The sequence below is a fragment of the Caulobacter segnis genome, assembly GCF_023935105.1.
GTDB lineage: Bacteria > Pseudomonadota > Alphaproteobacteria > Caulobacterales > Caulobacteraceae > Caulobacter > Caulobacter segnis_B.
The window spans coordinates 3,835,341-3,861,958 of sequence record NZ_CP096040.1 but is presented as its reverse complement, the minus strand read 5'-3'; the positions used below and the strand labels follow the sequence as shown (position 1 = coordinate 3,861,958).

Genomic DNA, 26,618 nt, shown 5'->3' with positions numbered 1-26,618 from the left:
CGAACCCTGGCTGGCGAAATAGGACTCCGCCTGTCATGAGAGAAATGATATCTCTTCACGACAGCCATGAATGCCGTGAATTTCAGAACCGCCGACCTCAACCTCTTCCGGGTGTTCGTCACCCTGCTGGAAGAAAAGAACGCCACGCGCGCCGGCGAGCGCTTGGGCCTGTCCCAGTCGGCGGTCAGTCACGCCCTGCGTCGCCTGCGCGAGATGGTCGGCGACGACCTGTTCATTCGCGGCCAGACGGGCCTGCGCCCGACGCCGCGCGCCCTGGAAATCGCCGACACCGCCCGCACCGCCCTGAAGCTGCTGGAGACCGCCGTCTCGGCCCAGAAGTTCGACCCGAGCACGGACCAGCATGTCTTCAACATCGCGGCCGGGACCTACATCTCGTACGTCCTGGGGCCGCTGATCGCCGAGCGGGTGCTGCGGTGCGCGCCGAACGTCCAGATCCATTTCCGCAGCCTTTATGCCGGCATGACCGAGGATCTCGACACCGGCAGCCTCGACATGGTGATCGGCTGCTTCGAGGCGATCCCGGGGCGCTTCACCCATACCCAGCTCTTCGAGGAGAGCGGCGTCTGGGTGTTGCGACGTGACCATCCGGCGGTGATCGCTGGCATCGACTACGAGACCCTGGCCCGTCTGCCGCGACTGGGCGTCTCCGGCGGCAACGACGATCCGGATCGCACCTCGGCCGGGCATTTGGGCCTGCGCCGCGTCACCTCGTGGGGAGAGCGCTACGACCTCGCGGGTAACGCCTATCAGCCGATTTCGGTGCAGGACTCGTTCAGCGCCCTGAACATGATCAGCCGCTCGGACATGGTCTGCATTCTGCCCCGCCGCCTGGCCCAGATGGCCGCCGAGCGCGGCAAGGTGGCGATGGTCGAGCCGCCCAACGCGCCGTCGCCGACGCCGTTCGGGGCGGTGTTGCGCGCCACCGACGGAGCGGACTCTCCGAATGGCTGGTTGCTCTCGCTTTGCCTGGAAGCCGCCGCAGCCCTCTAGGTCGCCGCAATCGCGCCGCAATCGGCGCCCTGGCAATACAAACGGTCACTCTTTTCGCCCTCGACGCTGGCTAAGTCGAAACGATCCGAAAAGTAGCGGGCGTTTTCGATCGTGCGGCACAGGATCCTTCTTCTCGACTCCGACCGCGACGCGCTGTCGACCCTTGGCGGCTTCCTGACCTCGCACGGCTATGAGGTGCTCGAGGCGTCGTCGTCGCGCGAGATGGACGACATCCTGGCCAAGGCCGAGGTCGACGCGGTGGTGCTGGACCTGATGCGGCCAGGGGAGCCGGGCCTGGCGATCTGCAGTCGCCTGCGCGGGCGGGCCCTGGCGCCGGGCGTCATCGTGCTCAGCGCCGCGGCCGAGGAAGCCGACATCGTGGTCGGCCTCGAGATCGGCGCCGACGACTACGTGACCAAGCCCTATCGCGCGCGGGAGCTGCTGGCGCGCTTGCGGGCGGTGCTGCGCCGTCGGCAGGAGACGGTTCACCTGACCAGCGCGTACGACCGTTCCGAAAGCTATCGCTTCGACGGCTGGCGGCTGAACACCGCGACCCACCAGTTGTTCGATCCTCGCGACCGGTCCGTCGATCTTTCGCCGACCGAGTTCAAGCTGCTGCAGGTCCTGGTGTCCAAGGCTCAGGAGGTGGTGGCCCGCCGTGACCTGGCGCCGGCCGAGACGGGCGAGGAGGCGCGGGCGCGCGACTTCCAGATCAACGTCGCGATGAGCCGCTTGCGGCGCAAGCTGGCCCGCGCCGAGGGCGGGGCCCGGCTGATCCGGACCGTCCGCCACGCGGGCTACCTGTTCACCGTCCCCGTGGAGCGCGTCCCCGCATCCTAGGCGGCCACCGCCCTCTGGGCGGAAGCGCGGGCTTGCGGCAGGCGCAGTTCGGCGACCAGGCCGGCGTCGCCCGAACGCAGGCGCAGGTCGCCGCCGTGGGCCCGGATGGTCGATCGCGAGACCGAGAGGCCCAGGCCCACGCCCGACTTGCCCGAGGCGCGGGCCGCCTCGCTGCGATAGAACGGCTGGAAGACGCGCTCCAGGTCGTCGGGCGACAGGCCGGGACCCTTGTCGGCGACCTCGATGAAGGCCTCGCCGTCGCGGACGTCCAGGCGGACGGTCGCCTGGTCGCCGTACTTGAGCGCGTTGTCGATCAGGTTCTCGACGACCCGCTGCACGCCGACCACGTCGATCTCGGCCAGGACGGCCGGGCCGGGCTCCAGCTTGGCGGGCCCCTGGGCGTCGTCGACCACTACTTCCAGCAGCGAGCGCAGGTCGACGATCTGACGCGCCGCCACATGGGTCTCGTCACGCATGAAGGCCAACACCGAGGCGATCATCTCCTCCATCTGGTCCATGTCGCGACCGATGGCTGACCGCAGGGCGGGCGAGGCGCGCTCCAGCTTGAAGCGCATGCGGGTCAGGGGCGTGCGCAGGTCGTGCGAGATGGCGCGGATCATGCCGGTGCGGTCGTCGACATAGCGCCGCAGCCGCTGCTGCATCAGGTTGAAGGCGTCGGCGGCCTTGCCGATCTCGGCCGGGCCCGATAGCGGCGGCAGGTCGGCGGATGGTTCGCGGCCCAGGCGATCGGCCGACTCGGCGAACACCTTCAGCGGCGCGGCCAGTCGCCAGGCGACATAGAAGGCCACCGGTGCGATCAGCGCCACCGAGAGGCCGAACCACAGCAGTACGCGACGCTGCCAACTGTTGGGAAAGCCCTCGGGCTGGGGACGAACGGTGGCCCAGCGACCGTCGGCGACGCGCATGGCCGCGACGAACTCGCCCTCGACATAGGGCGCGCGGCCCAGGCGGAAGCCGCTGGTGGCGCTGGGCGGCGGCAGGGTGCGTTCAGCCACGACGGCGGGCACGGCCGGCTGCGCCACCCGGGTCGGCGGGATGCGCGCGATCGCGGGCTCGGTGGCGGGCCGGGCCGGCTCGATCCGCTCGAGCGCGGTGACGGGCGGCGCGGCGGCCGGCGCCACGACGACCGGGGCGGGCGCCGGCAAGGCGGTGGTGGTCGGCGCGCGGGCGGGCGTCTCGCTGGTGGCGGTGCTGGTGAGCACCAAACGCGCCGTGGGGCGCGCGAAGACCGCGGCATCCAGGGGCGAGCGAATGATCGGGCCGCGCGGCGGTCCATTCGGGGCGTCGGGCATGCTGGACGCGCGTCCGGCCATGGCCTGACCGATCGCCGCCGCCATGCCCTGCGGGGCGCCGCCCGGACCGCGTATCGAAGACGCGCCGGACGGGGTTGCGCCGCCGCCCGGGAAGGGCGAGCCGCTCGACGGGCGGTTGGGTCGCGACGCCTGCGTGGCGGGGCGCTGGAAGCGCTGGGGCGGGAACACGCCATTGGGCTGGCCAAAAACGCCAGGGCGCATGCCGGGCGCGCCACCCGGCGGCATCGCCATCGGCGGGGAACCGCCAGGTCCGCCAGGGCCTCCTGGACCGCCGGGCCCGCCGGCGGGACCGGCCTGGCCGACCTGGACGATCCCGGACATGAAGCGCGATGGCGCCGTCTCGGCCCTGGGCGGCGGCGGGGGCAGCGGCGCGCCCACCAGCGGCGGCGGGGCGTAGAACAACAGACGCACGTCGGTCTCGGCCGCGCCGATCAGCTTGGCGAGGTCGCGCGTGGCGGGTGGCGAGACCACCCAGCCGGGGCTTTGCAGGCTGGGCGCGGTGTCCTCGAAGGTCAGGACCAGCGGTCGGTCGCGATCTTCCGGCGTGTCGCCGCCGCGCAGGGCCGCGCCGATGTCGGCCAGGCTGTATTGCTGTGGCGGAGCCGGCGGAAAGAACACCGTCAGGACCAGGGTCACCACCTGGGCGGCGGCCAGGGCGCCGACGACGATGGCCAGGATGCGGGCCCACAGGGGCGGGCTGAGACGTCTGCGCCAGGTCATTCGCCGATCACTCCCGCGTCCAGCATGTAGCCGACGCCGCGATAGGTGCGGATCAGTTCGCGGTCCGTCTGGTCCTGGATCTTGCGGCGCAGGCGGCTGATGTGCAGGTCGACCGCGCGGCCCATCTCATCGGCCTCGTCGGAGCGCAGCAGGGCGATCAGGTCCTCGCGTGGCACCACCTGGCGGGCGCGATCCAGCAAGGCGCCCAGGATCGCCAGCTCGCTGCGGGTCAGCAGCAGGATGGCCCCGTTGGGCGCCCGCAGTTGGCGGGCCGCGAGGTCCAGGCGGAAGTCGGCGAACCGATAGATGCTGGTCTTGCGAACCGCCATGCCGGCGGGACGGCGGCGCAGCAGCGCCTTCACGCGGGCCAGCAGCTCACGGGGCATGATCGGCTTGACCACGTAGTCGTCGGCGCCCAGCTCCAGACCCAGGATCCGGTCGATGGGATCGCCCTGGGCCGTCAGCATCAGGATGGCGGGGCCATCGCCGCCGGCCAGGGTCCGGCACAAGGACAGGCCGTCCTCGCCGGGCAGGTTCACGTCCAGCACGGCCACCTGGATGGCGCGCTCCGCCAGGATCTTCCGCGCGGTCGGCACGTCGCCCGCCTCATGCACGAGGTGGCCGTTCTCGCTGAGGTAAGCGGTCATTTCGCGCCTCAGCTCGAGGTCGTCCTCGACCAGCAATATTTCGGCGACGGCAGACGTTTCGGTCTTCGGACTCATGGCCGCGACAGTAAACCACGAGCGTGAGCACGGGGGCACATCGTTTCCGGTCCGACGCGGGACCGAACGTCGCGCCCGTTCCGTCGGCGGACTTGGCGGCGATGGCGCGCGATCCGTCCACGCGGCGGTCATGGACGCAGCCGCCGCGGGTCGACGATGCGGGTCTGGACGGGCGCTTTTCACGTCTCGTGTCTCTGAAGCGCCCCCTTTGAAGGCGGCGACGGAGTAGACGATCCGATTGTGAGGGCAGTCGGGCGGCTTCGTATTGCCTTTGTATCAGCGTGTCTCGCCGCCGATACGAAGCCAACATGGGCGAGCCGCACTCGGAATTCAGCCGAAAGGCGCCGCCCATGACGGGCGGCGCGGCTACACCGCGACGGCGAGTTCGGCCAGGCGCAGGCCGTGGTCGTCGGACACCGGGCGGACCGTGAAGCCCATCTCGCGCTCCAGATCCAGGGCGGGATGGTTGTCGGCGGTCTCGATCGACTCCACGACCTTGACGCCGACGGCGCGGGCGTAGGCCAGGGTGTGTTCCAGCAACGACCAGGACAGGCCCTGGCCCTTCAGGTCGGAGCGGACCGACACCGCAACCTCGGCGCGCTCGTCGCCAGGACCAGTCGCCAGGGTCGCGACGGCGAGGATCGCGCTGTTGGCGGCGTCGCACGACACGAAGGTGACGTCGCCTCCGACCTGGTTGCGGGTCATCAGGGCCAGCTGTCGCTCATCGACCGCCTTGAGGCTGGCCAGGAAGCGGTGGCGAAGGTCCTCGGGGCTGAGGCCCGCGAAAAAGGCGGCGAGGGCGCCGTGGTCGTCCGGCGTCGCCGGACGCATGCGGATGTTCAGGCCGCCTTGGGTGCGCGCGGTGACCGTCAGATCGCACGGTAGGGTCTTGATGAGGGTCTGGGGCATTGGGTCTGGCTCCTTCGCCCCCTTTTCGCGCGAACGGCGGCGCCCGCGCCATTCGGTAGTACCCCCGACGTAGTTTCCCGGATCGCCGCGCGAGGACGGAGCTTCGGTCGGGCATCCGACGCTTGATCCTGTCATCCGACGCAGGCCATCATCGGGATGACAAGGACTTTCGGCGGACCGCATGGATATCGGCAAGGCGTCGCGACTGGCCGACGTTCAGCACTTGATCGCCTACGGCTTGGCCCTGGCGGGCTTCGTGACAGCGGCGATCGCCCTGGGCGTGAGGGCGAGGCGACGACGCGACGACGCGCCGGCCGGCGCGGCCGCGCACCAGCTGAACCTGCTGATCGACGGAGCGGCCGAGTACGCCATCTACATGCTCGATCCCAAGGGCGACGTGCTGATCTGGAACGCCGGCGCCGAGCGTCTGAAGGGTTGGGCCGAGGCCGAGATCCTGGGTCAGAACACCGCCGTCTTCTATCCCGAGGACGCCAAGGAACGCGACAAGCCCGAGGTCGACCTGGCCCGCGCTCGCGAGCAGGGCCGGTTCGAGGAAGAGGACTGGCGGGTCCGCAAGGACGGCTCGGAGTTCCTGGCTCACGTCTCGGTCACGACCTTGCGCGACGGTGGCGGTAAGCTCGAGGGCTATGGCGTGGTCGTGCGCGACGCCACCGACCAGCGCGCCAGCGAGCGAGCCCTGCGCGCCAGCGCCAACCACCTGCAATCGATCCTGTCGACGGTGCCCGACGCCATGATCGTCATCGACGACCACGGCCTGATCCTGTCCTTCAGCGCGGCGGCCGAGCGGCTGTTCGGTTACGCGGAGGCGGATGTCGTCGGGCGCAATGTCCGCATGCTGATGCCCTCGCCGGACCGCGAGCGGCACGACGGCTACCTGCAACGTTATGTCGACACCGGCGAGCGGCGGATCATCGGCCTTGGCCGCGTGGTCACCGGCCAGAGGCGTGACGGCTCGACCTTTCCGATGGAGCTGGCGGTCGGCGAGGCCAAGGGAGAGGGGCAGCGGGTCTTCACCGGCTTCATTCGCGACCTGACCGAGCGCTATCGCACCGAGGCCAAGCTTGAGACCCTGCAGGCCGAATTGATCCATGTCTCGCGAGTCAGCGCCATGGGCGCCATGGCCTCGACCCTGGCGCACGAGCTGAACCAGCCGATCACGGCGGTGGCCAACTACGTGCAAGGTGTCCGTGGCCTGCTGACGCGGCCCGAGCCTGACGACCTGCCGATGATCCTGGAAGCGCTGGACGACGCCGTCAGCGAAGCCCTGCGCGCCGGCCATATCGTCCGCCGCCTGCGCGAATTCGTGGCGCGCGGCGAGGTCGACCGGACGGTTCAGGATCTCTCGGCCCTGGTTCGCGAGTCGGTGGCGCTGGGCTTGGTCGGGGCGCGGGTGCACGGCGTCGAAGCCGAGGTGAGTCTGGATCCGGTCGCCGGCCGCGTGCTGGTCGACAAGGTCCAGATCCAGCAGGTGCTGGTGAACCTGGCCCGCAACGCGGTCGAGGCGATGGCCGACTCCCCCGAGCGCCGTCTCTGGTTCAGCAGCCAGGCCCAGGCGGATGGGCTGGTACGCCTGACCGTCGCGGATTCCGGTCCAGGGATCCCTGACGATGTCATCGAAGGCCTGTTCAGCGCCTTCGTCAGCACCAAGTCCGAGGGCATGGGCCTGGGCCTTTCGATCTGCCGCACGATCGTCGAGGCGCACGGCGGCCGGATCTGGTTCGAACCGCGTCCGGGCGGCGGTTCGCAATTCCATTTCACGCTCGTCCGGGCGGAGCCGGAGCAGGTCGATGGCTGACAAAAGCGTAGTCCACATCGTTGACGACGAGGACGCCGTCCGGCGTTCGGCCAGCTTCCTGCTGCGCACCGCCGGCTACGCTGTCACCACCCACGCTTCCGGCGTCGCCTTCCTGAAGGAGGCCAAGGGGCTGGAGCCCGGCTGCGTGCTGCTGGACGTGCGCATGCCCGACATGGACGGACTGGCGGTGCAGGCCGAGATGATCGCCCGAGGATTGGCTTTGCCCGTCGTCGTGCTCACGGGCCACGGGGATGTCTCGGTCGCGGTGCGCGCCATGAAGGCGGGGGCCGTCGACTTCCTGGAAAAGCCGTTCGAGCAGGCCGACCTGATCGACGCGATCGAGCGCGGCCTGGAGCGACTACAAGTCGCCGAGACCAAGGTCCTGCGCGCCAACGAGGCGGCCACGATCCTGGCGGGCCTTAGTCCCCGCGAACTGGATGTGTTCAAGGGCATGGTGCGGGGGCTGCCCAACAAGTCGATCGCCTTCGACCTGGGCATATCGCCCCGGACCGTCGAGGTGCACCGCGCCAATCTGATGACCAAGCTGGGCGTGCGCAACCTCTCGGAGGCCCTGCGGCTGGCGTTCGCGGCGGGGCTGGACGCCTCGATCACCTAGGGGGTCTACGTAACGACAGCGACTTTCAGGTCGGGCAAGGGTTTAGGCCGTCAGTTTCGACCCGCCGCCCTAGTGTCTGATGACCTCGTCGCCCAGCGCCTCCGAAAGCCGGACATCGATCCTGCTGGTCGAGGACGATCCCGCCATCCGGCGGTCTCTGCAGCTTCATCTGCGCGCGCGCCACCTCGACGTGCGGGCCTTCGGCGCCTGTCGGCCGGCGCTCGCCGACGGCGCGGCCGGGGAGGCGGCGGTGCTGGTCTCGGAATACAGGCTTCCCGACGGCGACGGTCTTGGCCTGCTGACCGCGCTGCGCGCCAAGGCCTGGCGGGGCGCGGCCATCCTGCTCACCGCCGAGACGACGCGGGATCTGGAAGACGCCGCCCGATCCGCCGGATACGCCCGTGTGCTGCGCAAGCCACTCATCGAGGCCGCGTTGGGCGACCTTGTCGAGCGACTGCTCAAAGAGCAGCGGCAGGTCTGAGGCGAAAGCCGGCACGGTTCCAGTATTGGCGTTATCTCGAAGAATGATGTTCGTCGCGGGCATCTTTTAAGTACTGATACGTATGCGACCTGTTTTTCCCAATATCGTCCTGTGGTCATCTCGAATTAACGGCTCGCGTCGAGATTTAGGCCGACTTGGGAGAAATTTCCGTGATCGAGTTCGACAGTATCGAGGCTCAACGCCGTACGGGCGGAAAGCTCATCGTCGCCTGCCAAGTGGCGATGGCCGGCCTTATCCCCGCCGCCCAGGCCTTCTGCGGCCGCTTCGACCTGGTTTCGACCCTGGCGACGGCCGGCCTGGCCGCCGTGGCGCTGGTGGCCTATCGGCTGTGGACCGACCGTTTCGGCCAGCGGTTGGGCGCGGCGATGATGCTGGTGGCGCAGATCACGCTCTTCGTCCTGGCCTTCCAGGGACACCCGCTGCAAGCCGAGGCCCGCATGGCCTATCTGGCTGGCCTGGCGCTGCTGGTGGCGTTCGGCGAATGGCGGATCGTCGCGGCGGCCGCCGCCGCGATCATCGGCATCGACGTCCTGGCCCCGGTCCTGGCGCCCCACAAGCTGTCTGCCACCACGAGCATTTGGTCGATCGCCTTCGGGATCGGCGTCACCCTGGCCACCGCCTGGTCGCTGATCTGGCTGACCGCCGGCGTCTCACGCCTGTTCGTCACCGTGTCGGCGCGCACGGAGCGCGCCGAGGCCGCTGTCCACGACGCCGAGGCGGCCAACGCCACGGCCTCGGCCGAACGCGCCGCGCGCGACGCCTCGAACGCCGAAAAGGCGGCCGAGAAGGCCGCGATGGAAGCCGAACAGTCCCTGGTCGTCGCCGAACTGGAGAAGGCGATCGAGAGCCTGGCGGGCGGCGACCTGACCTGGCGCCTGCGCCGGACGTTCGCGCCGCGCTACGAGGCCCTGCGCCAGACCTTCAACGGCGCATTCGAGCGTCTGCAGGCGACCATGGGCGAGATCACGGTCAACGCCCGCAGCATGAGCGCCGGCGTTGGCGACATGAGCAGCGCCACCGACGAGCTGTCTCGCCGCACCGAGCAACAGGCCGCCAGCCTGGTCGAGACCGCCACGGCCTTGGGCCAGGTCACCGCCGCCGTCAACGAGACGGCCAAGAACGCGCGCCAGGCCAACGCCGCCGCCGCCGCCGCCCGCCGCGAGGCCGAGCACTCCGACCCGGTCGTGACCGAGGCGGTCGAGGCCATGACCCAGATCGAGACCTCGTCGGGCCAGATCGGCAAGATCATCGGCGTCATCGACGAGATCGCCTTCCAGACCAACCTGTTGGCCCTGAACGCCGGCGTCGAGGCCGCCCGCGCGGGTGACGCGGGCAAGGGCTTCGCGGTCGTCGCTCAGGAGGTTCGGGCCCTGGCCCAGCGCTCGGCGGACGCCGCCAGCGAGATCAAGACCCTGGTGGCCGCGTCGGGCGCCCAGGTGCAGGCCGGTGTCGAGCGGGTCGACCGTACGCGCGAGGCCCTGCAGCGTATCGTCGCCCGTGTCGCCGAGATCGACGTCCAAGTCGACGCCATCGCGCGTTCGGCTCAGGATCAGGCCCAGAACCTCGGCGAGGTCAACGGCTCGGTCAGCGAGATGGATCGCGTGGTCCAGCAGAACGCGGCCATGGTCGAGGAGACCACCGCCGCGGCCCATGCCCTGGCCTCGGACGCGGAGGCCCTGGCCGGCCGCATCGGCCGATTCCGCATCGAGGCCGACGCCCGGCCAGGCCATACGGCGCTGGTCGCCTAGAACCCGCTAGTCCACTAGATCGCCCGGAAGCAGACGCAGGCGCGCCCTCCGGGACGTCGTCGGCGCATGCGGCTATGCGCCGCGCCAGCCCGGCGGAGTCGATCGCGCCGTCGCCGGAGACGGCCGGAATGTCGTCGTTGTCGGGCGAGAAGCTCTCGGCCGCGAAGGCGCGTCAGCCGATGGCGCGCACGGGCGCGGCGGCCGGCGACGGACGACGCATCAAGGCCGCGCTGGCGACGAACGCCAGGCTCAGAAAGGCCGCGACACCGCAGGCGGGGCAGTGCCCGGCCAGGGTGAAGAGATCGTCGCGCGAACTGCACAGCGGTCCGGCGGCCAGCCGCGGCATAGCCTCGGCATAGGCGATCAGCCAGCCGAACAGGGCGGCCACGCCGATGATCGGCGGAACGCGACGGCGGATGTATTCGGACGTGGCTGGCATGGCGGTCTCCCAGTGCGCTTTCACCATGGGCGGATCCGACGTGGTCGGCTTTGACAAGGATCAAAGCCCGACTTGCGGGAGCGTGAGACCTGAGGGGTCAAGGTTCGCCGCACGGAGTCCGCATGTCCGCCCCGTCCACTCTCAATGCCGCCAGCCCGTCCGCGGGCCCAGGCAGCGCAAGCCCGCCCGCGGGCTCAGGCGCGCTACTCATCATCAGTGTCGTCGGAGCGTTTCTGGCGATTCTCGGCGCGGGCTTGACCCACGATCCGATCTTCCGGCTGCAGGCCGGCACCGCCGCCATCGGCGCGGTGCTCGCCTCGTTCGCGCTCGCTTCGGGTCTGTCGGGCGGCAAGCTGCTCGACCATCCCGGCAAGTATTCCGACAACGTCATCAAGGCCGGCGTCATCGCCACGATGTTCTGGGCCGCCGCCGGCCTGCTGGTGGGCGTGATCATCGCCGCCCAACTGTCCTGGCCGAGGATCTTCTACTTCCCGGAAGCCGGCTGGCTGAACTTCGGCCGCCTGCGGCCGCTGCACACCTCGGCGGTGATCTTCGCCTTCGGGGGCAACGCCCTGATCGCGACGTCGTTCTGGGTCGTCCAGCGCACCTGCAAGGCGCGCCTGGCCGGCGGCATCACGCCGTGGTTCGTGTTCTGGGGCTACCAGCTGTTCATCGTGCTGGCCGGCACCGGCTACCTGATGGGCGCGACCCAGGGCAAGGAGTACGCCGAGCCGGTCTGGTACACCGACATTTGGCTGACGGTCGTGTGGGTCGCCTACCTGATGGTCTTCCTGGGCACGATCTGGAAGCGCAAGGAACCCCACATCTATGTGGCCAACTGGTTCTATCTGGCCTTCATCGTCACCATCGCCCTGCTGCACCTGGTCAACAACGCCGCCGTTCCGGTCGGCCCGCTGAACCACCTGTCGTACGGCGTGATGGCCGGCGTCCAGGACGCCCTGACCCAGTGGTGGTATGGCCACAACGCCGTCGGCTTCTTCCTGACCGCCGGCTTCCTGGCCATGATGTACTACTTCGTGCCCAAGCGCGTTGAGCGCCCGGTCTTCAGCTATCGCCTGTCGATCGTGCACTTCTGGGCCCTGATCTTCATCTACATCTGGGCCGGCCCGCACCACCTGCACTACACGGCGCTGCCGCAGTGGGCCCAGACCCTGGGCATGACCTTCTCGATCATGCTGTGGATGCCGTCGTGGGGCGGCATGATCAACGGCCTGATGACCCTGTCGGGCGCGTGGGACAAGCTGCGCACCGACCCCGTCGTCCGCATGATGGTGGTCGCCATGGCCTTCTACGGCATGGCCACCTTCGAAGGTCCGGTCATGTCGATCCGCGCCGTCAACGCGCTGAGCCACTACACCGACTGGACCATCGGCCACGTCCACGCGGGCGCCTTGGGCTGGGTCGGCTTCATCACCTTCGGCGCGATCTACTGCATGGTGCCGTGGCTGTGGAAGAAGAAGGAAATGTACTCGACCAAGCTGATCGAGTGGCACTTCTGGATCGCGACCACCGGCATCCTGCTCTACATCGCCGCGATGTGGGTGTCGGGCATCATGGAAGGCCTGATGTGGCGCGAATACACGCCCCAAGGCTTCCTGGCCTACAGCTTCATCGAAACGGTCTCCGCCAAGCATATCGAGAACGTCATCCGCACCATCGGCGGTCTGATGTTCCTGGCCGGCGCCGTGATCATGATCGTCAACATGTGGCTGACGATCGCGACCCCCAATCCCGAAACGGCTGACGCCGAGCTGGCCGACGATACGTCGACCGCCGCCGCCACCGCGATCGCCTGAGGTTCCGATGTCTCTCTGGAAACACCATGCCAAGTTCGAGCGGCACTCGCTGCTGCTCATCATCGGGATCGTCGTCGTCGTGTCGATCGGTGGCCTCGTTGAAATCGCCCCGCTGTTCTGGCTGCAGAGCACGATCGAGAAGGTGGAGGGTGTTCGTCCCTACACCCCGCTCGAGCTGACCGGCCGCGACATCTATGTCCGTGAAGGCTGCTACCTCTGCCACTCGCAGATGGTCCGCCCGCTGCGTGACGAGGTCGAGCGCTACGGTCACTACAGCCTGGCCGCCGAGAGCATGTACGACCACCCGTTCCAATGGGGGTCCAAGCGCACCGGTCCGGACCTGGCCCGCGTGGGCGGCAAGTACTCCGACAGCTGGCACCGCGACCACCTGATCGATCCGCGCTCGGTCGTGCCCGAGTCGGTGATGCCGCCCTACAAGTTCCTGGCCGAGAAGGAGCTGGACTACAGCGACATCGTCGACCGGATGAAGGCCCAGCACACCGTCGGCGTGCCCTACACCGCGGACATGATCACCAACGCCAAGAAGGATCTCGAGGCCCAGGCCGATCCGTTCTCGACCGATGCGGTGGGCCTGCGCGCCCGCTATGGCGAGAAGATCGTCAATCGCGACTTCGACGGCGATCCGAACAAGATCACCGAGATGGACGCCCTGGTGGCCTACCTGCAGATGCTGGGCACCATGGTGGACTTCAAGTCCTACAAGGCCCAGTCGCCGGAGAACCAGCGATGAGCGGCCTGACCTACGAGACCGTGGCGCGCATCGCGCAGCAAGGCGGGCTGATCTATTTCGGCCTGATCTTCCTCGCGGGCGTCGTCTACGCCTTGCGGCCTTCCAAGAAGGCTGAATTCCAACACGCCGCGCGTATGCCGCTGGATGACGAGGAGCTGGTCTGATGGCTCACGAACGAGATACCGACGAGGTCACCGGCGTCGACACCACCGGTCACGAGTGGGACGGCATCAAGGAACTGGATAACCCGTTGCCCCGCTGGTGGCTGTGGGTCTGGTACGCATCGATCGCCTGGTCGATCGGCTACTGGATCCTGATGCCGGCCTGGCCTGGCATCCATGGCTACACCAAGGGCCTGCTGCACCAGTCCGACCGTGTCGAGGTCAGCAAGCAATTGACCGCCCTGGACGTCAAGCGCGGGGAGGGCGCGGCGCAGCTGCGCACCGCCAGCCTGGAGCAGATCGAAAAGGATCCGAAACTCAACGCCTACGCCCAGCAAGTCGGCCAGTCGGTCTTCGGCGACAACTGCGCCACCTGCCACGGCATCGGCGGCACGGGCGGCAAGGGCTACGCCAACCTGCGCGACGACGTCTGGCTGTGGGGCGGCAAGCTGGAGGACATCCAGTACACCATCACCCACGGCGTGCGGACCGGCGCCGAAGGCGCGCGCATGTCGCAAATGCCGGCCTTCGGTCGCGACGAGATGCTGCAGCCGGCCCAGATCGACGACCTGACCGAATACGTGGTCAAGCTGTCGGGCCGTCCGGCCGACGCCGCCGCGGTGGCTCGCGCCCAGCCGCTGTTCGAAGCCCAGTGCTCGGCCTGTCACGGGCCTGAGGGCAAGGGCATGGTCGAGCTCGGCGCGCCGAACCTGACCGACGCCGACTGGCTGTATGGCGCCGATCGCACGGCTATCCGTGGCCAGATCTTCGCCGGCAACGGCGGGGTCATGCCGACCTGGCAGGGTCGTCTGAGCCCCGAGACCATCAAGGCCCTGGCGGTCTATATTCACTCCAACGCTGGCGGTCAGTAAGGGCTATGCCCACCTTAATCGACAATACGCGTCCAAAATCCGACGCCCGGTCGGCGGTCTCGGCCGCCGCCCGGGCGAAGGGCAAAGGCGGGCCCGAGGGGCAGCTCTACAAGCCGCGCCAGCCCATCTATCCCAAGCTCGTGCACGGCAAGTGGCGGGCGGTGAAGTGGGCGCTGCTGATCTTCACCCTGGCCGTCTACTACGTCACGCCGTGGATCCGCTGGCATCGGCCGGAGGGCTTCCCGCAACAGGCGGCGCTGGTCGACTTCACGGGGCGGCGCTTCTACTTCTTCGACATTCAGCTGTGGCCCCAAGAGGTCTACATCTTCACCGGGCTGCTGGTCATGGCGGCCCTGGCGCTGTTCCTGGTCACCGCGCTGTTCGGCCGCCTGTGGTGCGGCTATGCCTGTCCCCAGACCGTCTGGACCGACCTTTACATCGTGGTCGAGCGCCTGTTCGAGGGCGACCGCAACGCCCGCATGCGCCTGGACGCCGCGCCGCTGTCGTTCAACAAGATCTGGCGCAAGACCGGCAAGCATCTGGTCTGGCTGGGCATCGCCTTCGGCACCGGCGGCGCCTGGATCTTCTACTTCCATGACGCGCCGACCCTGATCCGCACGTTCTGGACCGGCGACGCGCCGATCACGGCCTACGCCTCCTGCTTCCTGCTGACCTGCACCACCTACATCTTCGCCGGCTGGATGCGCGAGCAGGTCTGCACCTACATGTGCCCGTGGCCCCGCATCCAGGGCGCCATGCTCGACGACCACTCGCTGCAGGTCACCTATCTGGCCTATCGCGGCGAGACTCGTGGCCCGCACAAGAAGGGCCAGAGCTGGGAAGGCCGCGGCGACTGCATCGACTGCCACCAGTGCGTCGTGGTCTGTCCGATGGGCATCGACATCCGTGACGGCGCGCAGCTGGAATGCATCAACTGCGGCCTCTGCGTCGACGCCTGCGATGATATGATGGTCAAGGTTGGTCGGCCGACCGGCCTGATCGCCTACGACTCCGACTATGCCGTCGCGGCCCGCTCCAAGGGGGAGAAGTCCGTCTACAAGCCGATCCGTTCACGGACGATCTATTACACCCTGGCCATGACCGTCGTCGGCGGCCTGACGCTGTGGTCGCTGGTCACCCGCCCCAAGGCGGATCTCAGCGTCATTCGTGATCGCAACCCGATCTTCGTGCGCATGCACGACGGAGCTGTGCGTGACGGCTACACGCTGAAGATCGGCAACCGCACCTTCGAGCCACGCACCTTCGACATCACCTTCGAGGGCGTGCCCGGCGCGCATCTGAGCCAGCCCGGCCAGACCGGCCGCACGGTCAGCATCGTCGTGCCCGCCGACCAGGTCTCGCCGCTGCGCGTCTTCGTCACCGCGCCGCCGGACCTGGAGGGCGAAAGGCCCGCCAGCGTTCCCGGCCGCTTCGTCATCCGCTCCGGCGACATCCGGGCCGAGACCAAGACCGTCTTCCTCTCTGGAGCCGCGAACCCGCAATGACCGTCGCCGCCCATCCCCTCCACAAGCCCGTTCCCCAAAAGCCCGTCTCCGAAAAGGGGCGCATCACCGGCTGGCACGTGCTGACCGCCATGGTGTTGTTCTTCGGCATCGTGATCGCCGTCGACACGCTGTTCATGGTCAAGGCCTATCGCAGCTTCTCGGGCGAGGTCGCGTCCAACCCGTATGAGGCGGGCCTGGCCTTCAACAAGACCCTGGCCCAGCGACGTCGCGAGGCGGCCTTAGGCTGGGAGGTCGGCGTGCGGACGCCGGATGGCAAGTCGGTCGTCGTCCTTATCGAGGACCGCACCGGCAAGCCGCTGGATGGCCTGTCGGTGACCGGCGTGTTGGAGCGCCCGGCGACCGAGACCGGTCGTCAGACTCTGAACTTCAAGCCGCTGGGCCAGGGTCGCTACGCGGCGTCGGCCCGCCTGGACGGCGCCTGGGACCTGCGGGGCGTCGCCCGCAATTCCCGCGACATGATCGAAATCGAAACCCGGTTGGTGGCGCCATGACCCAGGCCTCGGCGACACAGGGGCTCGCGCAACACCGTGACCTCGAGGCCTTCGTCCAGCGCGACGAGGCGGGGCGAGGGCGGGTCGAGTTGCTGGTCAGCGGCGCGCGTTGCGCCGGCTGCATCAGCAAGATCGAGAAGGCCGTTCGCGGCATGCCCGGCGTCGACGCCGCGCGCCTGAACCTCACCACCGGCAAGCTGGCGGTCGAGCTGGAGCCAGGCAGGGCCGATCCGCAGGCCGTGGTCGAGACGGTCGAGGGCCTGGGCTATCGCGCCTGCCTGTTCGACCCGACCGAGGCCAAGGCCGCCCAGGATCGCGAGGGCCGCGAACTGGCCCTGGCCCTGGGTGTCGCCGGCTTCGGGGCCGGCAATGTCATGATGTTCACGGTGCCGGCCTGGGCGGGCCTGTTCGGCCAGGAGCTGAACGCCTCGACCCTGACCCTGATGTACTGGATGGCGGCGATCGTCGCGACGCCGTGCGCCCTGTTCGCTGGCCGGCCGTTCTTCCGCTCGGCCTGGGCGTCGCTGAAGCGCGGCAAGGCCAATATGGACGTGCCGATCTCGATCGGCGTCATCCTGACCCTGATCGTCAGCTTCTCCGAGACGATCCTCCACGGCAAGCACGCCTATTTCGATGCGGCGGTGACGCTGCTGTTCCTGCTGCTGATCGGCCGCTATCTGGATCATCGCCTGCGCGCCAACGCCCGCTCGGCCGCGCGCGATCTTCTGGCCCTGCAGACACCTGTGGCCATGCGCCTCAACGGCGAGGTCGAGCAGGGCGTGCCGGTCGCCGAGGTGGCGGTCGGTGATCGCCTGGTCGTCGCGCCGGGCGAGCGCGTTCCGGTCGACGGTCTGGTCGAGAGCGGGCGCTCGGATCTGGACAACGCCCTGATCACCGGCGAGACGGCGCTGGCCCCGGTCGGCGCCGGCGCGCGCCTGCACGCCGGCGCGCTGAACCTGTCGGGCCGCCTGGTCATGACCGCCACGGCCAGGAGCGAGGACTCGACGCTGTCGGCGATCGCCCGGCTGATGGAGGCCGGCGCCCAGACCCGTTCGGCCTATGTCCGCCTGGCCGACAAGGCCGCCGCGCTCTACGTCCCGGTGGTCCACACGATCGCGGCCCTGACCTTCGTTGGCGGCTGGGCGCTGGGCCTGGGTCCGCGCGAGGCGCTGCTGCGCGCCGCCGCAGTGCTGATCGTCACCTGTCCCTGCGCCCTGGGTCTGGCCGTGCCGGCCGTGCAGATCGCCGCCAGCAGCCGACTGTTCCGCAAGGGCGTGCTGGTCAAGTCCGGCGCGGCGCTCGAGCGTTTGGCCGAAGTGGATCATGTCGTGTTCGACAAGACCGGCGTGCTGACCGAAGGCCGGCCTCGTCTGATCGACGCGCCCGCGCATCTGGTCGCCCTGGCCGCGCCGCTGGCGCGAGCCTCGCGTCACCCGCTAGCCAAGGCCCTGGCGCTGGAGGCCGGCGTCGGTCTGGTGGCGAGCGATTGCGTCGAGACGGCCGGGCAGGGCGTGGAAGGTCTGATCGACGGCCGCCGCGCGCGCCTGGGTCGCGCGGCCTTCGTCGGGGTCGAGGGCGGCGACGTCCGCGAGACCGAGCTGTGGTTCGGGTTCGAGGGCGACGTCAAAATCCGCTTCGTGTTCGAGGATCAGCTGCGCGCCGACGCGGCCGAGACGGTCGCCCGCTTGCGCCGCCTCGGCTTGTCCGTCGAGGTGCTCTCGGGCGATCTGGCCGGTCCTGTTCGGGATATCTGTCGCGAGGCCGGCATCACCGACTGGCGCGCCGGCCTGACGCCGTTCGAGAAGGCCTCGATCGTCGACGCGCTGAAGGCCGACGGCCGCAAGGTGCTGATGGTCGGTGACGGCCTGAATGACGCCGCCGCCCTGGCCAAGGCGCACGCCTCGATGGCGCCGGGCGCGGCGGTCGACGCCGCCCAGAACGCCGCCGATCTCGTCTTCACGGGCGAAGGCTTGGGCGTCGTGATCGAGGCGATCGAGACCGCCCGCGAAGCCCGTCGCCGGGCCCTTGAGAACTTCGGCTTCTCGGCGCTGTATAATCTGGTCGCCGCGCCGGCGGCCATGCTGGGCTTCGTCAACCCATTCATCGCGGCCCTGGCCATGTCGGGTTCGTCGATGGTGGTGCTGCTGAACGCCGCCCGTCCGCGCCTTGCCCTGAGGAGTCGCCGATGAACATCATCCTTTTCCTGGCGCCGGCCTCGGTGGGCTTGGGCGCGCTGGGTCTGCTGGCCTTCTTCTGGACCATGCGCTCCGGTCAATACGAGGATCCCAAGGGCGACGCCGAACGCATCCTCTATGATCATCTGGATGAAGGGCCGGACAGCGATCGATAAAGTCGCTCAGGTCTTACGTAATCATCCTGAGGAACGGGCGCATATAAAGCTGATTGAGATCAAGGTTTCGAGTTCGAGCAATCTCTAGAACAGTACTGCGACGTAATTGATGTCGCCAAATGTACGGGGATAGAGAATGAAGAGCCTCCTGATTTCGGCCGCCGCGACCACGTTGCTGTTCGCCGGCGCGGCTCATGCCCAAGATTTCAAGCCGAACGCCAAGGGCGACCTGATCGTCCACGTTCGCGCGACCCAAGTGGCGCCGGACAAGGACGCCGCGATCGTCACCGCCGCCGGCGCGGCCAGCGGCCTGAAGGCCCACGTCGGGAACGACGTGAAGCCGACCCTGGGCTTCACCTACTTCCTGACCGACAAGGTCGCCGTCGAGGCCATTCTGGGCACCACCCAGCATGACATCCGGGCGCAAGGTCCGGGCACCGACGTCCTGGTTCACAAGACCTGGGTTCTGCCGCCGGTGGTCACCCTGCAGTACCACCCGCTGCCCAACGCGCGCGTCAGCCCCTATGTCGGCGCGGGCCTGAACTACATGCTGTTCTACAGCGACAAGAACAAGAACGGCTTCACCGTGAAGGTCGACGACGGCGTCGGCTACGCCATCCAGGCGGGCGTCAACATAAAGCTGAAGAACAGCTGGCTGATCAACGCCGACATCAAGAAGGTCTATTTCGACACCGACGCCAAGATCAATGGCGGTGCGCTGAAGGCCAAGGTGAACCTGGATCCGCTGGTCAGCTCGATCGGCATCTCGCGCCAGTTCTAAGAGATCGGCGAGAGCGTCCCCGACCTCCTCCATGCACGGACGTTCTTCCGTAAGCCCCCGTCGACTGGCCCAGTCGACGGGGGCTTTCTCTTGTGGGGAACGGTGCGTCAGGCGGCCAGGCTGGAGGCCAGCTGGCGGAGGCGGACGATCTGGAAGCGGCGCGAGCCGTCCAGGCAGATCAGGCCGTCATGCTGCAGCTGGGTCAGCATGCGCGACACCGTCTCGATGGTCAGGCCCAGATAGTCGGCGATGTCCTGGCGGCACATGGGCAGGCTGGCCCAGGGACCCGGGCCCCGTTCCGCGATCTCGATCAGGAAGCAGGCGACCTTCTCGTAAGCGTTGCGGCGGGCCAGCAGCATCGAGCGCTCCTGGGCGCGTTCCAGTTGCTGGCTGGTCACCCGCCAGATCATCCGCTCGATCTGGGCGCCGGCGTCGACCACCGCCAGGGCGCGACGCTTGACGATCTGGACCTCGCAGCGGGTCAGGGCCTCGGCGGCCTGGCGATGGCTAACGCCGATCTCGAGGCCGAACATGTCGTCGGGAAAATAGAACGCGGCGACCTGCCGCCGGCCATCCGAGATCAGGCAGGCGCCGCGCACGACGCCGCTCACCACCTTGTAGAAAGCCTCGGTGGGCGCTTCCTGGCCGTAGATCTCCTCGCCGGGCTCGAAGCGCTGGACGTGGGCGAGGGCCTCGAAGGCCGCTTCGGCGCGTCGGGTCGCGGCCGGGCCGCCAGGATCTTGGAAGTATTGAACCGGCATGGAGTCCCCCAGAGCTGCGTGGAGCCTAGGGGGGGCGAGGGGGGCGCCTCCATTGGGAGTTCTACTTAGCCGAGCTCGGTTCCAAGGATCGCGGCCGTGACAGAAGCGCGCACCTGGTCGAAGCCGCGCTCCGCGAAGTCCGGGCCCATGTCGGGACCGATGCCGCCCAGGTGCTCGTGGCCCACCACGCGCAGGCCGGTCATGGCCGAGAGGTGCAGGTCGAAATGCCGGTTCAGGGTGTTGAGGGCGCCGGTCTTCTCGACCCAGACGTCGGGCGCGCCCGACGTCGTGACGCTCATCAGCGTCTTGCCCACCAGCAATGGGTCGGCGCCATGCGCGGTGGGCTGGTAGCCGAAGCCGGCGCTCAGGACGCGGTCTACATAGCCCTTGAGGATCGCGGGTGGGCCGTTGAACCACAGCGGATAGACCAGCAGCAGGCCATCGACGGCGCCGAGCAGGCTACGCTCGGCCACGACGTCGGGGGCCGGGCGCTGACCGCCGCCGGCCAGCTCGGTGGCGGTCAGGCGCGGATCGAAGTCCATGGCGTAGAGGTTGCGAACGACGACATCGGCGCCGGCCTCGCTGAGGGCCTGGACGCAGACCTTGGCCAGGGCCGCGCCATAGCTGGCGGACGAGGGATGGGCCAGGATCAAGGCGATCTTCATGCGGCGGCTCCGTTGCGATCTTGCCCAATAGGCGCGGTTCGAACCGCTCCCGCCTTGATCTGGATCACTTGCGGGGGCGGGTGAGCATCGGACCGTAGGCGATCGCGAAGCCGCCGTAGGCCAGGCTCCAGCAAAGGGCGGCCAGGACCAGAAGGCCGGGCTGGAACTCCGCGGCGAACGGCGCGGCGACCCGGAGCAGGGCGGCCAGATTGATCGCCACGAAGATCCCGATGGTCGCCTTGTCGGCGGTCAGGGGACGGCCCGTGTGGCCGCGCGTGGCCCGGCACATCACCGCCAGGCAGGTGACGCCGATGGCGCCGGCCGATAGGGCGTGCACGCCCGCCGCCAGGGGAACCAAGGGCGTCAGGACACTGGCGCCCAGCAGGATCAGGCCTATGGCCAGCCACGCATAGCTGATGTGCAGGATCGTCAGCAGCGGTTCGGCCGTGGTCTTCTGGCCCCGCCAGCGGCTCATGCGGGCCAGGTTGACGACGCCAGCCGCCAGCAGAAGGAGGCCGACGACGGGCTGGTCGGGGAACGCCGTCCAGGCCAGGGCGGCCACGGCCGCGCCGACCACCGCGACCTTGTCCAGAGTGTTGAAGGGCGTGGGCAGGGGCGTGACGCTCCGTTGGCGCAGCCAGTTGGTGGTGAAGCTGGGCGTGATGCGGCCGCCGATCAGGGCCAGCATGCCGGTCGCCGCCGCCAACGCCATGCGCCATCCCAGACCTTGCAGTCCAAGCGCCGTGTCCAGATGGAAGGCGATATTGGCGCCGGCCAGAAGGCTGGTCAGCAGGCAGATCGGCAGGTTGCGCCAGTTCTTGCCCGACAGCACCTCGCGCCAGATCACCAGGGCGAAGACTATGGTGAAGGCCGCGTCGATCCAGACGGCGACGGGGCCGATGAAGACTTCGGTCAGCATCGCGAGGCGACCGGCCAGCCAAAGGGACCACAGGGCCGCCAGCTTGCCGCCGATCACGGGCATCCGACCCGTCCAGTTGGGCACGGCCGTGGTCAGGAAGCCAGCGACGATCGCGGGCAGGACGCCGAAGAGCATCTCGTGGATGTGCCAGTCGCGGTGTCCGGCGATCGCCGGTCCGCCCATCAGCGACCAGATCCACAGCGGCACCGACAGCGCCGCCCAGATCGCGCCCGAGAAGAAGAAGGGCCTGAAGCCGTAGCTGAACAGGGCGGGGCCGGCATAGGCGCGGCGTTGCTGTGCTGTGGACATGGAACGACTCTGCGGCGGTGGACGGGCGCCGTCGTTGTGCGGCGACAAACCCGCTCTAGCGGGAGAGGGCGGCGTCCAGAGCCTGAAGCAGGGCGTCGCCCAGGAGAGGCTTCTCGATCAGCGACACCCGGTCCCGCTGGGCGGCGCGGCTGAGTTCGGTGGTCGGATTGGTCGCGGTCATCAAGACGGCGGTGCTGGCGTTGCGCGCGCGGACCTGCTCGACCAGTTGCGGCCCCCGGATCGTGGGGGGCGCGTGGCCGATGATGACCGCGTCGACGACCTCGGTGTCCAGGCGCTGGGTGAAACTGCGCGGATCGCCGAAGGGCTCGACGGCGTAACCGTCCAGGGCCAGCGAAAAGCAAAGCGCCTGACGGACCGCCGCGTCCTGGTCGAGGATCAGGATGCGGGGCGCGTTGGGAGAGAGGGCGATGGACACGGGACGGGTTCCGGGCGTGGGCGGCGGCGCCTTTCGACGCTGCCGCCCTAGGGGAGCAGGAGGGAGATCAGGCGGCCGCCTTCCAGTTCGGCTCCAGAACCACGTGCGGCGGGCAGGGGGCCACGTCGCCCGTGGGCAGGCCGCACAGCTCGTTGGCGAAGCCGTGGTTGACGTCACGGTGGTGGGCCTCGTCGGCGCGGACGACCTCGACCACGTCACGCAGGGTGCTGCCGGCGGGCAGGTTCCAGTAGTCGAGGGCGATCTGCGGCGCGGCGACGTTGGGGCTGCGGCCCTCGTCGATCTCGGCCAGATAGTGGGTGTAGCTGATCACCGCCTCTTCCTCGAAATAGCCGACCACGCGGTGGGCGGTCTTCGAGCTGACCAGGTAGAGGCCGAAGAAGAACAGGTAGAAGACCCACTGGGCGGCGACGACCACGAAGCGCTCGAACAGGGTCGGCTTGGCCACCTCGATGAAGGTCATCAGGTGCATGCGCTCGTTCTCGGCCTCGTCCATCAGGGTCTTGATCCAACCCTTGTCGCCTTCCATCCGGCGCAGGCACTTCAGGTGGTTCAGCGTGGCGCCGACCATGCCTGGCACCGCCGCGACGGTTTCCAGGACCACGGCGCGGTGGCCGTAGCGCTTGGCGAAGAAGGTGTCGGCGCAGAAGCGCAGGGCCTTGACGAAACCGAAGGCGACGACGTCCGAAACGCCCTTGGGCTGATGGTGGACGTCCAGATTAATTTGGGGACCAGTCATGGCCGCTGCCCTTTTACAAGTGACGGCCCCTTGGCCGCCCGATGGGAAGCTTGATACGACCGCGCGGCTGGTCGAAAAATTCTGGTCTGACCCTAAGGGGAATCCCTGGGTGGCCAGGCCCCTCGACCGGTCCTAGCGCGGAGGCATGACCATCGACGAATTCCTCAAATCGCGACCGGACCCGGTGCGGGAATGGGCGATGGCCGCGGGCATCGCGGTGGGGCTCGTCGTACTGGGCGCGGCCACGCGCCTGCTGTTCGAGCCATTGCTGGGCGATCGCGGGCTTTATCTCTTCTTCTTTCCGGCGGTGGTCGCCGCGGCGGCCTATCGCGGGTTGGCCGGCGGATTGCTGGCCAGCCTCCTGGGACTTGTGGCCCTGTTGGCCCTGGGCAGCCGAACCGACGGCCTCGATCTGGGCGATTGGATCGGCGCGGGGCTATACGTGGCCGTCAGCGGCGCCATCAGCTTTGGCGGCGAGCGTTTCCGCATCGCGCGCCGGCGCGCGGATGGGGTGACCGAGGACCTCCTGCTGCGCGAGGCTCACCTGGCTTCGATCCTCGACACCGTGCCCGACGCCATGGTGCTGATCGACGAGGCGGGCCTGGTGCGATCGTTCAGCTCGACCGCCGAGCGCCTGTTTGGCTGGACGGCCGCCGAGATGTTCGGCCAGAACGTCAGCCGGCTGATGCCCGAGCCCTACCGCTCGGCGCACGACGGCTACCTGCAGCGCTACTACGCCACGGGCGAGCGACGGATCATCGGCCTGGGACGCGTGGTCATCGGCGAGCGCAAGGACGGCTCGACCTTTCCCATGGAACTGGCGGTGGGTGAGATCCGCACCGGGCGAGGCCGCTTCTTCACCGGTTTCGTACGCGACCTGACCGAGACCCAGCGCACCCAGGCCCGGTTGCAGGAGCTGCAGGGCGAGCTGGTGCACATCGCGCGCCTGACCTCTATGGGCGAGATGGCCTCGGCCCTGGCGCACGAGATCAATCAGCCGCTGTCGGCCATGGCCAACTATCTGAAGGGCGGGCGTCGGCTGCTGGAAGAACCCGAGATCGACCGCGTCCTGTTGGGCGGCGCGCTGGACAAGGCCGGCGAGCAGGCCTTGCGCGCGGGGGCCATCATCCGTCGCCTGCGCGACTTCGTGGCGCGCGGCGAGACCGAGAAGCACATCGAAAGCCTCAAGCGCATGGTCGAGGAGGCCGCGGCCCTGGCCCTGGTCGGTGTGCGCGAACTGGGCGTCGGCGTGCGCTTCGGCTACGACAACCAGGTCGACCAGGTGCTGGCCGACCGGGTTCAGGTCCAGCAGGTGATCGTCAACCTGGTTCGCAACGCCGTCGACGCCATGGAAGACAGCGAGCGACGCGAGCTGAACATCAGCGTCGGACGCCTGGCCGACGAAGCCCTCGTCACGGTCAGCGACACGGGGCCTGGAATCGCCCCAGAAATCGCCGACAATCTGTTCTCGCCGTTCATGACCACCAAGCGAAACGGAATGGGTGTCGGGTTGTCGATCTCGCGGACGATCATCGAGGCGCACGGCGGCCGACTATGGGTCGAACCCACCGAGGGCGGCGGCGCGACCTTCAAGTTCACCCTGAAGACCGTGGAAGGAGACCTGGATCTTGAGTGAGGGTGTCGTTCACATCATCGACGACGATGCGGCCATGCGTGACTCGCTGGGCTTCCTGCTGCAGGTCAATCGCATCCCGTATCGCCTGTTCGAGTCGGCCGTGGCGTTCCTGCAGGACCTGCCCGAGGACGGCGGTTGCGTTCTCACCGACGTGCGCATGCCCGAGATGAACGGCATCGAGATGGTCCGTCAGCTCAAGGAGCGGGGCTATCGCGCGCCGGTGATCGTCATGACCGGCCACGCCGACGTGCCGCTGGCCATCGAGGCGATGAAGGCCGGGGTGGTCGACTTCATCGAGAAGCCCTTCGACGAAGAGCTGCTGCTCTCCGCCATCCAGACCGCGCTGCAGCAGGGCAAGGCCCAGAGCGAGCAGGACGCCGCGCTGTCGGAGACCCGCAAGCGCATCGCCGCCCTGTCCCCGCGCGAGGGCGAGGTGCTGGGCGGCCTGGTCGAAGGCAAGGCCAACAAGGTCATCGCCTACGACCTGGGCATCAGCCCGCGCACGGTGGAAATCTACCGGGCCAACCTGATGACCAAGATGCAGGCGCGCAGCCTTTCCGAACTCGTGCGCATGGCGCTGTCGGTGCGCGAGCCGGGCTAGAGCGCGCCAAGTTAAGCGAAAGCGGTTGCCCGCCCCAGGCGCGCTCCAAGGGCTTTAGCCGCCAAAGCGGCGGAACAGGACGTTGTTCTCCAGGTGCATGTGATCGCGCAGGTCGGCGTCGATCTCGCGGCACAGCGCGTACAGCGCCTGCCAGGTGTTGCACGCCCCGGGCGGCGGCGCGAAGTCGTTCGTCAGCCGAGCCAGGCCCTTCAGCTGCTCGATGACGTCCTCGTGCTCGGCCTCCATGCAGGCGATCGGGCCGGCCGCGTCGGCGTCGCCCCGGCGCATCATCGGGAAGAGACCCATCTCCTCCTTCTGGTGATGCATCTCGAGGTCGTCGAACATGAAGGCCAGGTGCTGCGAGAGCCCGGCCGGGCAGTCGGGGTTGTCGCGATGCACGGCCTCCACCCGGGCGGCCAGACGGATCGCCTCCGGAAACTGGCGGCGGTGAACCTCGTGGTAACGCTCCAGCAGATGGTCGATCAGCGCGGTGGTCTCGGTGGGCGCGGGTTCGTCCGTCGGCGTCGCCGCCTCGAGCGCGGCGATCAGCTTGTCGACCTCGACCCCGCGTTTCTCCGCAGCCGCCGCCAGCGACGCTCCGCCGCCGCAGCAATAGTCGATCTTGAAGCGGCGGAAGACGGCCGTCGCTCCGGGCCGACGGATCGCGATGTCGCGAACGGCCAGATGATGAAGGGGCAGGGCGGCGGTGATGTCCATGCTGATCTCCTCTGCCTTCCGACTACGGCGCCGGACGATCCTGGACGTTGCGCGCCGCCAAGTTCGCGCCTTCGGTCGGATAGTAGGCCTGTATGGCGCCCCGTCGGCCGGCCGGGGCCAGCAGGCCCTCGCGGACCAGCTCGGCGCACAGCGCGCGCAGTCCCGAGGTTCCCGGAATCTGGCTGACGTAGAAGACGCCGCGCGTCCTGGCGCGCGCCACCACCGCGTCCTTGGCCCAATCACTCATGATCCATCCTCCATGCCCGAGGACGGTTAGCGTCTCCCCGGGCGCGGAACGTTGCGCACGCTCAAACGCGCCTTTCGGCGGTCTTGACGGGCGTCAAGCCGGGCCTTGAACGGCGTCATTGCCCGCGCGTCGACCGAGCCTAGGGTCGCGGCCCCAACTTTGGA

At 68.5% G+C, this 26,618-nt stretch carries 28 protein-coding genes; 17 read left to right on the top strand and 11 right to left on the bottom strand.

Features of this window, described 5'->3' with window-relative positions:
• The first annotated feature begins 66 nt into the window (after positions 1 to 66).
• Together MZV50_RS18100 and MZV50_RS18095 are read left to right on the top strand one after the other, a co-directional pair.
• Positions 67 to 1,011 (top strand): LysR family transcriptional regulator, encoded by a 945-nt coding sequence (locus MZV50_RS18100; RefSeq protein WP_436792183.1) that lies wholly within the window; start codon positions 67 to 69, stop codon positions 1,009 to 1,011.
• A 111-nt stretch (positions 1,012 to 1,122) separates the two neighbouring features.
• On the top strand, positions 1,123 to 1,851 hold the full coding sequence (locus MZV50_RS18095; protein ID WP_252630688.1) for a response regulator: 729 nt from the start codon (positions 1,123 to 1,125) through the stop codon (positions 1,849 to 1,851).
• On the opposite strand, the gene MZV50_RS18090 is transcribed toward MZV50_RS18095, so the two are convergent.
• The 3 genes from MZV50_RS18090 to MZV50_RS18080 all read right to left on the bottom strand — a co-directional run bounded on the left by MZV50_RS18090 (position 1,848) and on the right by MZV50_RS18080 (position 5,536).
• Positions 1,848 to 3,905 (bottom strand): ATP-binding protein, encoded by a 2,058-nt coding sequence (locus tag MZV50_RS18090; protein ID WP_252630687.1) that lies wholly within the window; start codon positions 3,903 to 3,905, stop codon positions 1,848 to 1,850. The genes MZV50_RS18095 and MZV50_RS18090 overlap by 4 nt on opposite strands.
• Positions 3,902 to 4,627, bottom strand: a complete 726-nt coding sequence (locus MZV50_RS18085; RefSeq protein WP_289781877.1) for a response regulator — start codon at positions 4,625 to 4,627, stop codon at positions 3,902 to 3,904. The genes MZV50_RS18090 and MZV50_RS18085 overlap by 4 nt, the downstream gene beginning before the upstream one ends.
• 366 nt (positions 4,628 to 4,993) lie before the next feature.
• Positions 4,994 to 5,536, bottom strand: a complete 543-nt coding sequence (locus tag MZV50_RS18080; protein WP_252630685.1) for a GNAT family N-acetyltransferase — start codon at positions 5,534 to 5,536, stop codon at positions 4,994 to 4,996.
• 181 nt (positions 5,537 to 5,717) lie between these two features.
• Between MZV50_RS18080 and MZV50_RS18075 the strand changes: the two genes are divergently transcribed.
• The 4 genes from MZV50_RS18075 (at position 5,718) to MZV50_RS18060 (ending at position 10,218) form a co-directional block, all read left to right on the top strand.
• On the top strand, positions 5,718 to 7,352 hold the full coding sequence (locus tag MZV50_RS18075; RefSeq protein WP_252630684.1) for a PAS domain-containing sensor histidine kinase: 1,635 nt from the start codon (positions 5,718 to 5,720) through the stop codon (positions 7,350 to 7,352).
• On the top strand, positions 7,345 to 7,968 hold the full coding sequence (locus MZV50_RS18070; protein ID WP_252630683.1) for a response regulator transcription factor: 624 nt from the start codon (positions 7,345 to 7,347) through the stop codon (positions 7,966 to 7,968). The genes MZV50_RS18075 and MZV50_RS18070 overlap by 8 nt, the downstream gene beginning before the upstream one ends.
• Positions 7,969 to 8,047: 79 nt before the next feature.
• A complete protein-coding gene (locus tag MZV50_RS18065; RefSeq protein ID WP_252630682.1) occupies positions 8,048 to 8,449 on the top strand; it encodes a response regulator in 402 nt (133 codons plus the stop codon).
• A 170-nt stretch (positions 8,450 to 8,619) separates the two neighbouring features.
• Positions 8,620 to 10,218, top strand: a complete 1,599-nt coding sequence (locus MZV50_RS18060; RefSeq protein WP_252630681.1) for a methyl-accepting chemotaxis protein — start codon at positions 8,620 to 8,622, stop codon at positions 10,216 to 10,218.
• Between the two features lie 172 nt (positions 10,219 to 10,390).
• On the opposite strand, the gene MZV50_RS18055 is transcribed toward MZV50_RS18060, so the two are convergent.
• Complete coding sequence (locus tag MZV50_RS18055; protein WP_252630680.1) at positions 10,391 to 10,657, bottom strand: hypothetical protein; 267 nt, start codon at positions 10,655 to 10,657, stop codon at positions 10,391 to 10,393.
• Between the two features lie 122 nt (positions 10,658 to 10,779).
• Between MZV50_RS18055 and ccoN the strand changes: the two genes are divergently transcribed.
• The 9 genes from ccoN to MZV50_RS18010 all read left to right on the top strand — a co-directional run bounded on the left by ccoN (position 10,780) and on the right by MZV50_RS18010 (position 19,406).
• A complete protein-coding gene (gene ccoN, locus MZV50_RS18050; RefSeq protein WP_252630679.1) occupies positions 10,780 to 12,474 on the top strand; it encodes a cytochrome-c oxidase, cbb3-type subunit I in 1,695 nt (564 codons plus the stop codon).
• A gap of 7 nt (positions 12,475 to 12,481) precedes the next feature.
• A complete protein-coding gene (gene ccoO, locus MZV50_RS18045) occupies positions 12,482 to 13,225 on the top strand; it encodes a cytochrome-c oxidase, cbb3-type subunit II (RefSeq protein ID WP_252630678.1) in 744 nt (247 codons plus the stop codon).
• The gene (locus tag MZV50_RS18040; RefSeq protein ID WP_223390897.1) at positions 13,222 to 13,389 is read left to right on the top strand and encodes a cbb3-type cytochrome c oxidase subunit 3; all 168 of its coding nucleotides are present in this window, start codon (positions 13,222 to 13,224) and stop codon (positions 13,387 to 13,389) included. Before ccoO ends, MZV50_RS18040 begins: the two co-directional genes overlap by 4 nt.
• Complete coding sequence (ccoP, locus tag MZV50_RS18035; protein WP_252630677.1) at positions 13,389 to 14,258, top strand: cytochrome-c oxidase, cbb3-type subunit III; 870 nt, start codon at positions 13,389 to 13,391, stop codon at positions 14,256 to 14,258. Before MZV50_RS18040 ends, ccoP begins: the two co-directional genes overlap by 1 nt.
• Positions 14,259 to 14,263: 5 nt before the next feature.
• Entirely contained in the window at positions 14,264 to 15,763 is a 1,500-nt protein-coding gene (gene ccoG, locus MZV50_RS18030) for a cytochrome c oxidase accessory protein CcoG (protein ID WP_252630676.1), read from the top strand.
• Positions 15,760 to 16,275, top strand: coding sequence for a FixH family protein (locus MZV50_RS18025; RefSeq protein ID WP_252630675.1), 516 nt, complete (start codon positions 15,760 to 15,762; stop codon positions 16,273 to 16,275). The genes ccoG and MZV50_RS18025 overlap by 4 nt, the downstream gene beginning before the upstream one ends.
• Complete coding sequence (locus MZV50_RS18020) at positions 16,272 to 18,464, top strand: heavy metal translocating P-type ATPase (protein ID WP_252630674.1); 2,193 nt, start codon at positions 16,272 to 16,274, stop codon at positions 18,462 to 18,464. The genes MZV50_RS18025 and MZV50_RS18020 overlap by 4 nt, the downstream gene beginning before the upstream one ends.
• Positions 18,461 to 18,625 carry a cbb3-type cytochrome oxidase assembly protein CcoS gene (gene ccoS / locus MZV50_RS18015; RefSeq protein WP_252630673.1) on the top strand — a complete coding sequence of 55 codons (165 nt, stop codon included), beginning with the start codon at positions 18,461 to 18,463 and terminating at the stop codon, positions 18,623 to 18,625. The genes MZV50_RS18020 and ccoS overlap by 4 nt, the downstream gene beginning before the upstream one ends.
• A 136-nt stretch (positions 18,626 to 18,761) precedes the next feature.
• Complete coding sequence (locus MZV50_RS18010) at positions 18,762 to 19,406, top strand: OmpW family outer membrane protein (RefSeq protein ID WP_252630672.1); 645 nt, start codon at positions 18,762 to 18,764, stop codon at positions 19,404 to 19,406.
• 107 nt (positions 19,407 to 19,513) lie between these two features.
• Here MZV50_RS18010 and MZV50_RS18005 read toward each other — a convergent pair whose 3' ends face one another.
• The 5 genes from MZV50_RS18005 to MZV50_RS17985 form a co-directional block, all read right to left on the bottom strand.
• Complete coding sequence (locus MZV50_RS18005) at positions 19,514 to 20,167, bottom strand: helix-turn-helix domain-containing protein (protein WP_252630671.1); 654 nt, start codon at positions 20,165 to 20,167, stop codon at positions 19,514 to 19,516.
• A 65-nt stretch (positions 20,168 to 20,232) separates the two neighbouring features.
• On the bottom strand, positions 20,233 to 20,832 hold the full coding sequence (locus MZV50_RS18000) for an NAD(P)H-dependent oxidoreductase (protein ID WP_252630670.1): 600 nt from the start codon (positions 20,830 to 20,832) through the stop codon (positions 20,233 to 20,235).
• A gap of 64 nt (positions 20,833 to 20,896) precedes the next feature.
• A complete protein-coding gene (locus MZV50_RS17995) occupies positions 20,897 to 22,060 on the bottom strand; it encodes an NnrS family protein (protein WP_252630669.1) in 1,164 nt (387 codons plus the stop codon).
• A 55-nt stretch (positions 22,061 to 22,115) separates the two neighbouring features.
• Complete coding sequence (locus MZV50_RS17990) at positions 22,116 to 22,496, bottom strand: response regulator (RefSeq protein WP_252630668.1); 381 nt, start codon at positions 22,494 to 22,496, stop codon at positions 22,116 to 22,118.
• A gap of 67 nt (positions 22,497 to 22,563) precedes the next feature.
• Positions 22,564 to 23,253, bottom strand: a complete 690-nt coding sequence (locus MZV50_RS17985; protein ID WP_252630667.1) for an alternative oxidase — start codon at positions 23,251 to 23,253, stop codon at positions 22,564 to 22,566.
• Between the two features lie 145 nt (positions 23,254 to 23,398).
• Here MZV50_RS17985 and MZV50_RS17980 point away from each other — a divergent pair, with 145 nt between their 5' ends.
• Positions 23,399 to 24,889 (top strand): sensor histidine kinase, encoded by a 1,491-nt coding sequence (locus MZV50_RS17980; RefSeq protein ID WP_252630666.1) that lies wholly within the window; start codon positions 23,399 to 23,401, stop codon positions 24,887 to 24,889.
• Positions 24,882 to 25,490 (top strand): response regulator FixJ, encoded by a 609-nt coding sequence (gene fixJ / locus MZV50_RS17975; RefSeq protein WP_252630665.1) that lies wholly within the window; start codon positions 24,882 to 24,884, stop codon positions 25,488 to 25,490. Before MZV50_RS17980 ends, fixJ begins: the two co-directional genes overlap by 8 nt.
• A gap of 54 nt (positions 25,491 to 25,544) precedes the next feature.
• Here fixJ and ric read toward each other — a convergent pair whose 3' ends face one another.
• Together ric and MZV50_RS17965 are read right to left on the bottom strand one after the other, a co-directional pair.
• Positions 25,545 to 26,207, bottom strand: coding sequence for an iron-sulfur cluster repair di-iron protein (gene ric / locus MZV50_RS17970; RefSeq protein WP_252630664.1), 663 nt, complete (start codon positions 26,205 to 26,207; stop codon positions 25,545 to 25,547).
• A gap of 22 nt (positions 26,208 to 26,229) precedes the next feature.
• Complete coding sequence (locus tag MZV50_RS17965) at positions 26,230 to 26,454, bottom strand: hypothetical protein (protein ID WP_252630663.1); 225 nt, start codon at positions 26,452 to 26,454, stop codon at positions 26,230 to 26,232.
• Positions 26,455 to 26,618: the final 164 nt, after the last annotated feature.

Bases quoted from the DNA above. Each gene is read 5' to 3' on its own strand.
- MZV50_RS18100 (WP_436792183.1), top strand. From the start codon at position 67: ATGAATGCCGTGAATTTCAGAACCGCCGACCTCAACCTCTTCCGGGTG.
- MZV50_RS18090 (WP_252630687.1), bottom strand. From the start codon at position 3,905: ATGACCTGGCGCAGACGTCTCAGCCCGCCCCTGTGGGCCCGCATCCTG.
- MZV50_RS18085 (WP_289781877.1), bottom strand. From the start codon at position 4,627: ATGAGTCCGAAGACCGAAACGTCTGCCGTCGCCGAAATATTGCTGGTC.
- MZV50_RS18080 (WP_252630685.1), bottom strand. From the start codon at position 5,536: ATGCCCCAGACCCTCATCAAGACCCTACCGTGCGATCTGACGGTCACC.
- MZV50_RS18075 (WP_252630684.1), top strand. From the start codon at position 5,718: ATGGATATCGGCAAGGCGTCGCGACTGGCCGACGTTCAGCACTTGATC.
- MZV50_RS18070 (WP_252630683.1), top strand. From the start codon at position 7,345: ATGGCTGACAAAAGCGTAGTCCACATCGTTGACGACGAGGACGCCGTC.
- MZV50_RS18065 (WP_252630682.1), top strand. From the start codon at position 8,048: ATGACCTCGTCGCCCAGCGCCTCCGAAAGCCGGACATCGATCCTGCTG.
- MZV50_RS18055 (WP_252630680.1), bottom strand. From the start codon at position 10,657: ATGCCAGCCACGTCCGAATACATCCGCCGTCGCGTTCCGCCGATCATC.
- ccoN (WP_252630679.1), top strand. From the start codon at position 10,780: ATGTCCGCCCCGTCCACTCTCAATGCCGCCAGCCCGTCCGCGGGCCCA.
- ccoO (WP_252630678.1), top strand. From the start codon at position 12,482: ATGTCTCTCTGGAAACACCATGCCAAGTTCGAGCGGCACTCGCTGCTG.
- MZV50_RS18040 (WP_223390897.1), top strand. From the start codon at position 13,222: ATGAGCGGCCTGACCTACGAGACCGTGGCGCGCATCGCGCAGCAAGGC.
- ccoP (WP_252630677.1), top strand. From the start codon at position 13,389: ATGGCTCACGAACGAGATACCGACGAGGTCACCGGCGTCGACACCACC.
- ccoG (WP_252630676.1), top strand. From the start codon at position 14,264: ATGCCCACCTTAATCGACAATACGCGTCCAAAATCCGACGCCCGGTCG.
- MZV50_RS18025 (WP_252630675.1), top strand. From the start codon at position 15,760: ATGACCGTCGCCGCCCATCCCCTCCACAAGCCCGTTCCCCAAAAGCCC.
- MZV50_RS18020 (WP_252630674.1), top strand. From the start codon at position 16,272: ATGACCCAGGCCTCGGCGACACAGGGGCTCGCGCAACACCGTGACCTC.
- ccoS (WP_252630673.1), top strand. From the start codon at position 18,461: ATGAACATCATCCTTTTCCTGGCGCCGGCCTCGGTGGGCTTGGGCGCG.
- MZV50_RS18010 (WP_252630672.1), top strand. From the start codon at position 18,762: ATGAAGAGCCTCCTGATTTCGGCCGCCGCGACCACGTTGCTGTTCGCC.
- MZV50_RS18005 (WP_252630671.1), bottom strand. From the start codon at position 20,167: ATGCCGGTTCAATACTTCCAAGATCCTGGCGGCCCGGCCGCGACCCGA.
- MZV50_RS18000 (WP_252630670.1), bottom strand. From the start codon at position 20,832: ATGAAGATCGCCTTGATCCTGGCCCATCCCTCGTCCGCCAGCTATGGC.
- MZV50_RS17995 (WP_252630669.1), bottom strand. From the start codon at position 22,060: ATGTCCACAGCACAGCAACGCCGCGCCTATGCCGGCCCCGCCCTGTTC.
- MZV50_RS17985 (WP_252630667.1), bottom strand. From the start codon at position 23,253: ATGACTGGTCCCCAAATTAATCTGGACGTCCACCATCAGCCCAAGGGC.
- MZV50_RS17980 (WP_252630666.1), top strand. From the start codon at position 23,399: ATGACCATCGACGAATTCCTCAAATCGCGACCGGACCCGGTGCGGGAA.
- ric (WP_252630664.1), bottom strand. From the start codon at position 26,207: ATGGACATCACCGCCGCCCTGCCCCTTCATCATCTGGCCGTTCGCGAC.
- MZV50_RS17965 (WP_252630663.1), bottom strand. From the start codon at position 26,454: ATGAGTGATTGGGCCAAGGACGCGGTGGTGGCGCGCGCCAGGACGCGC.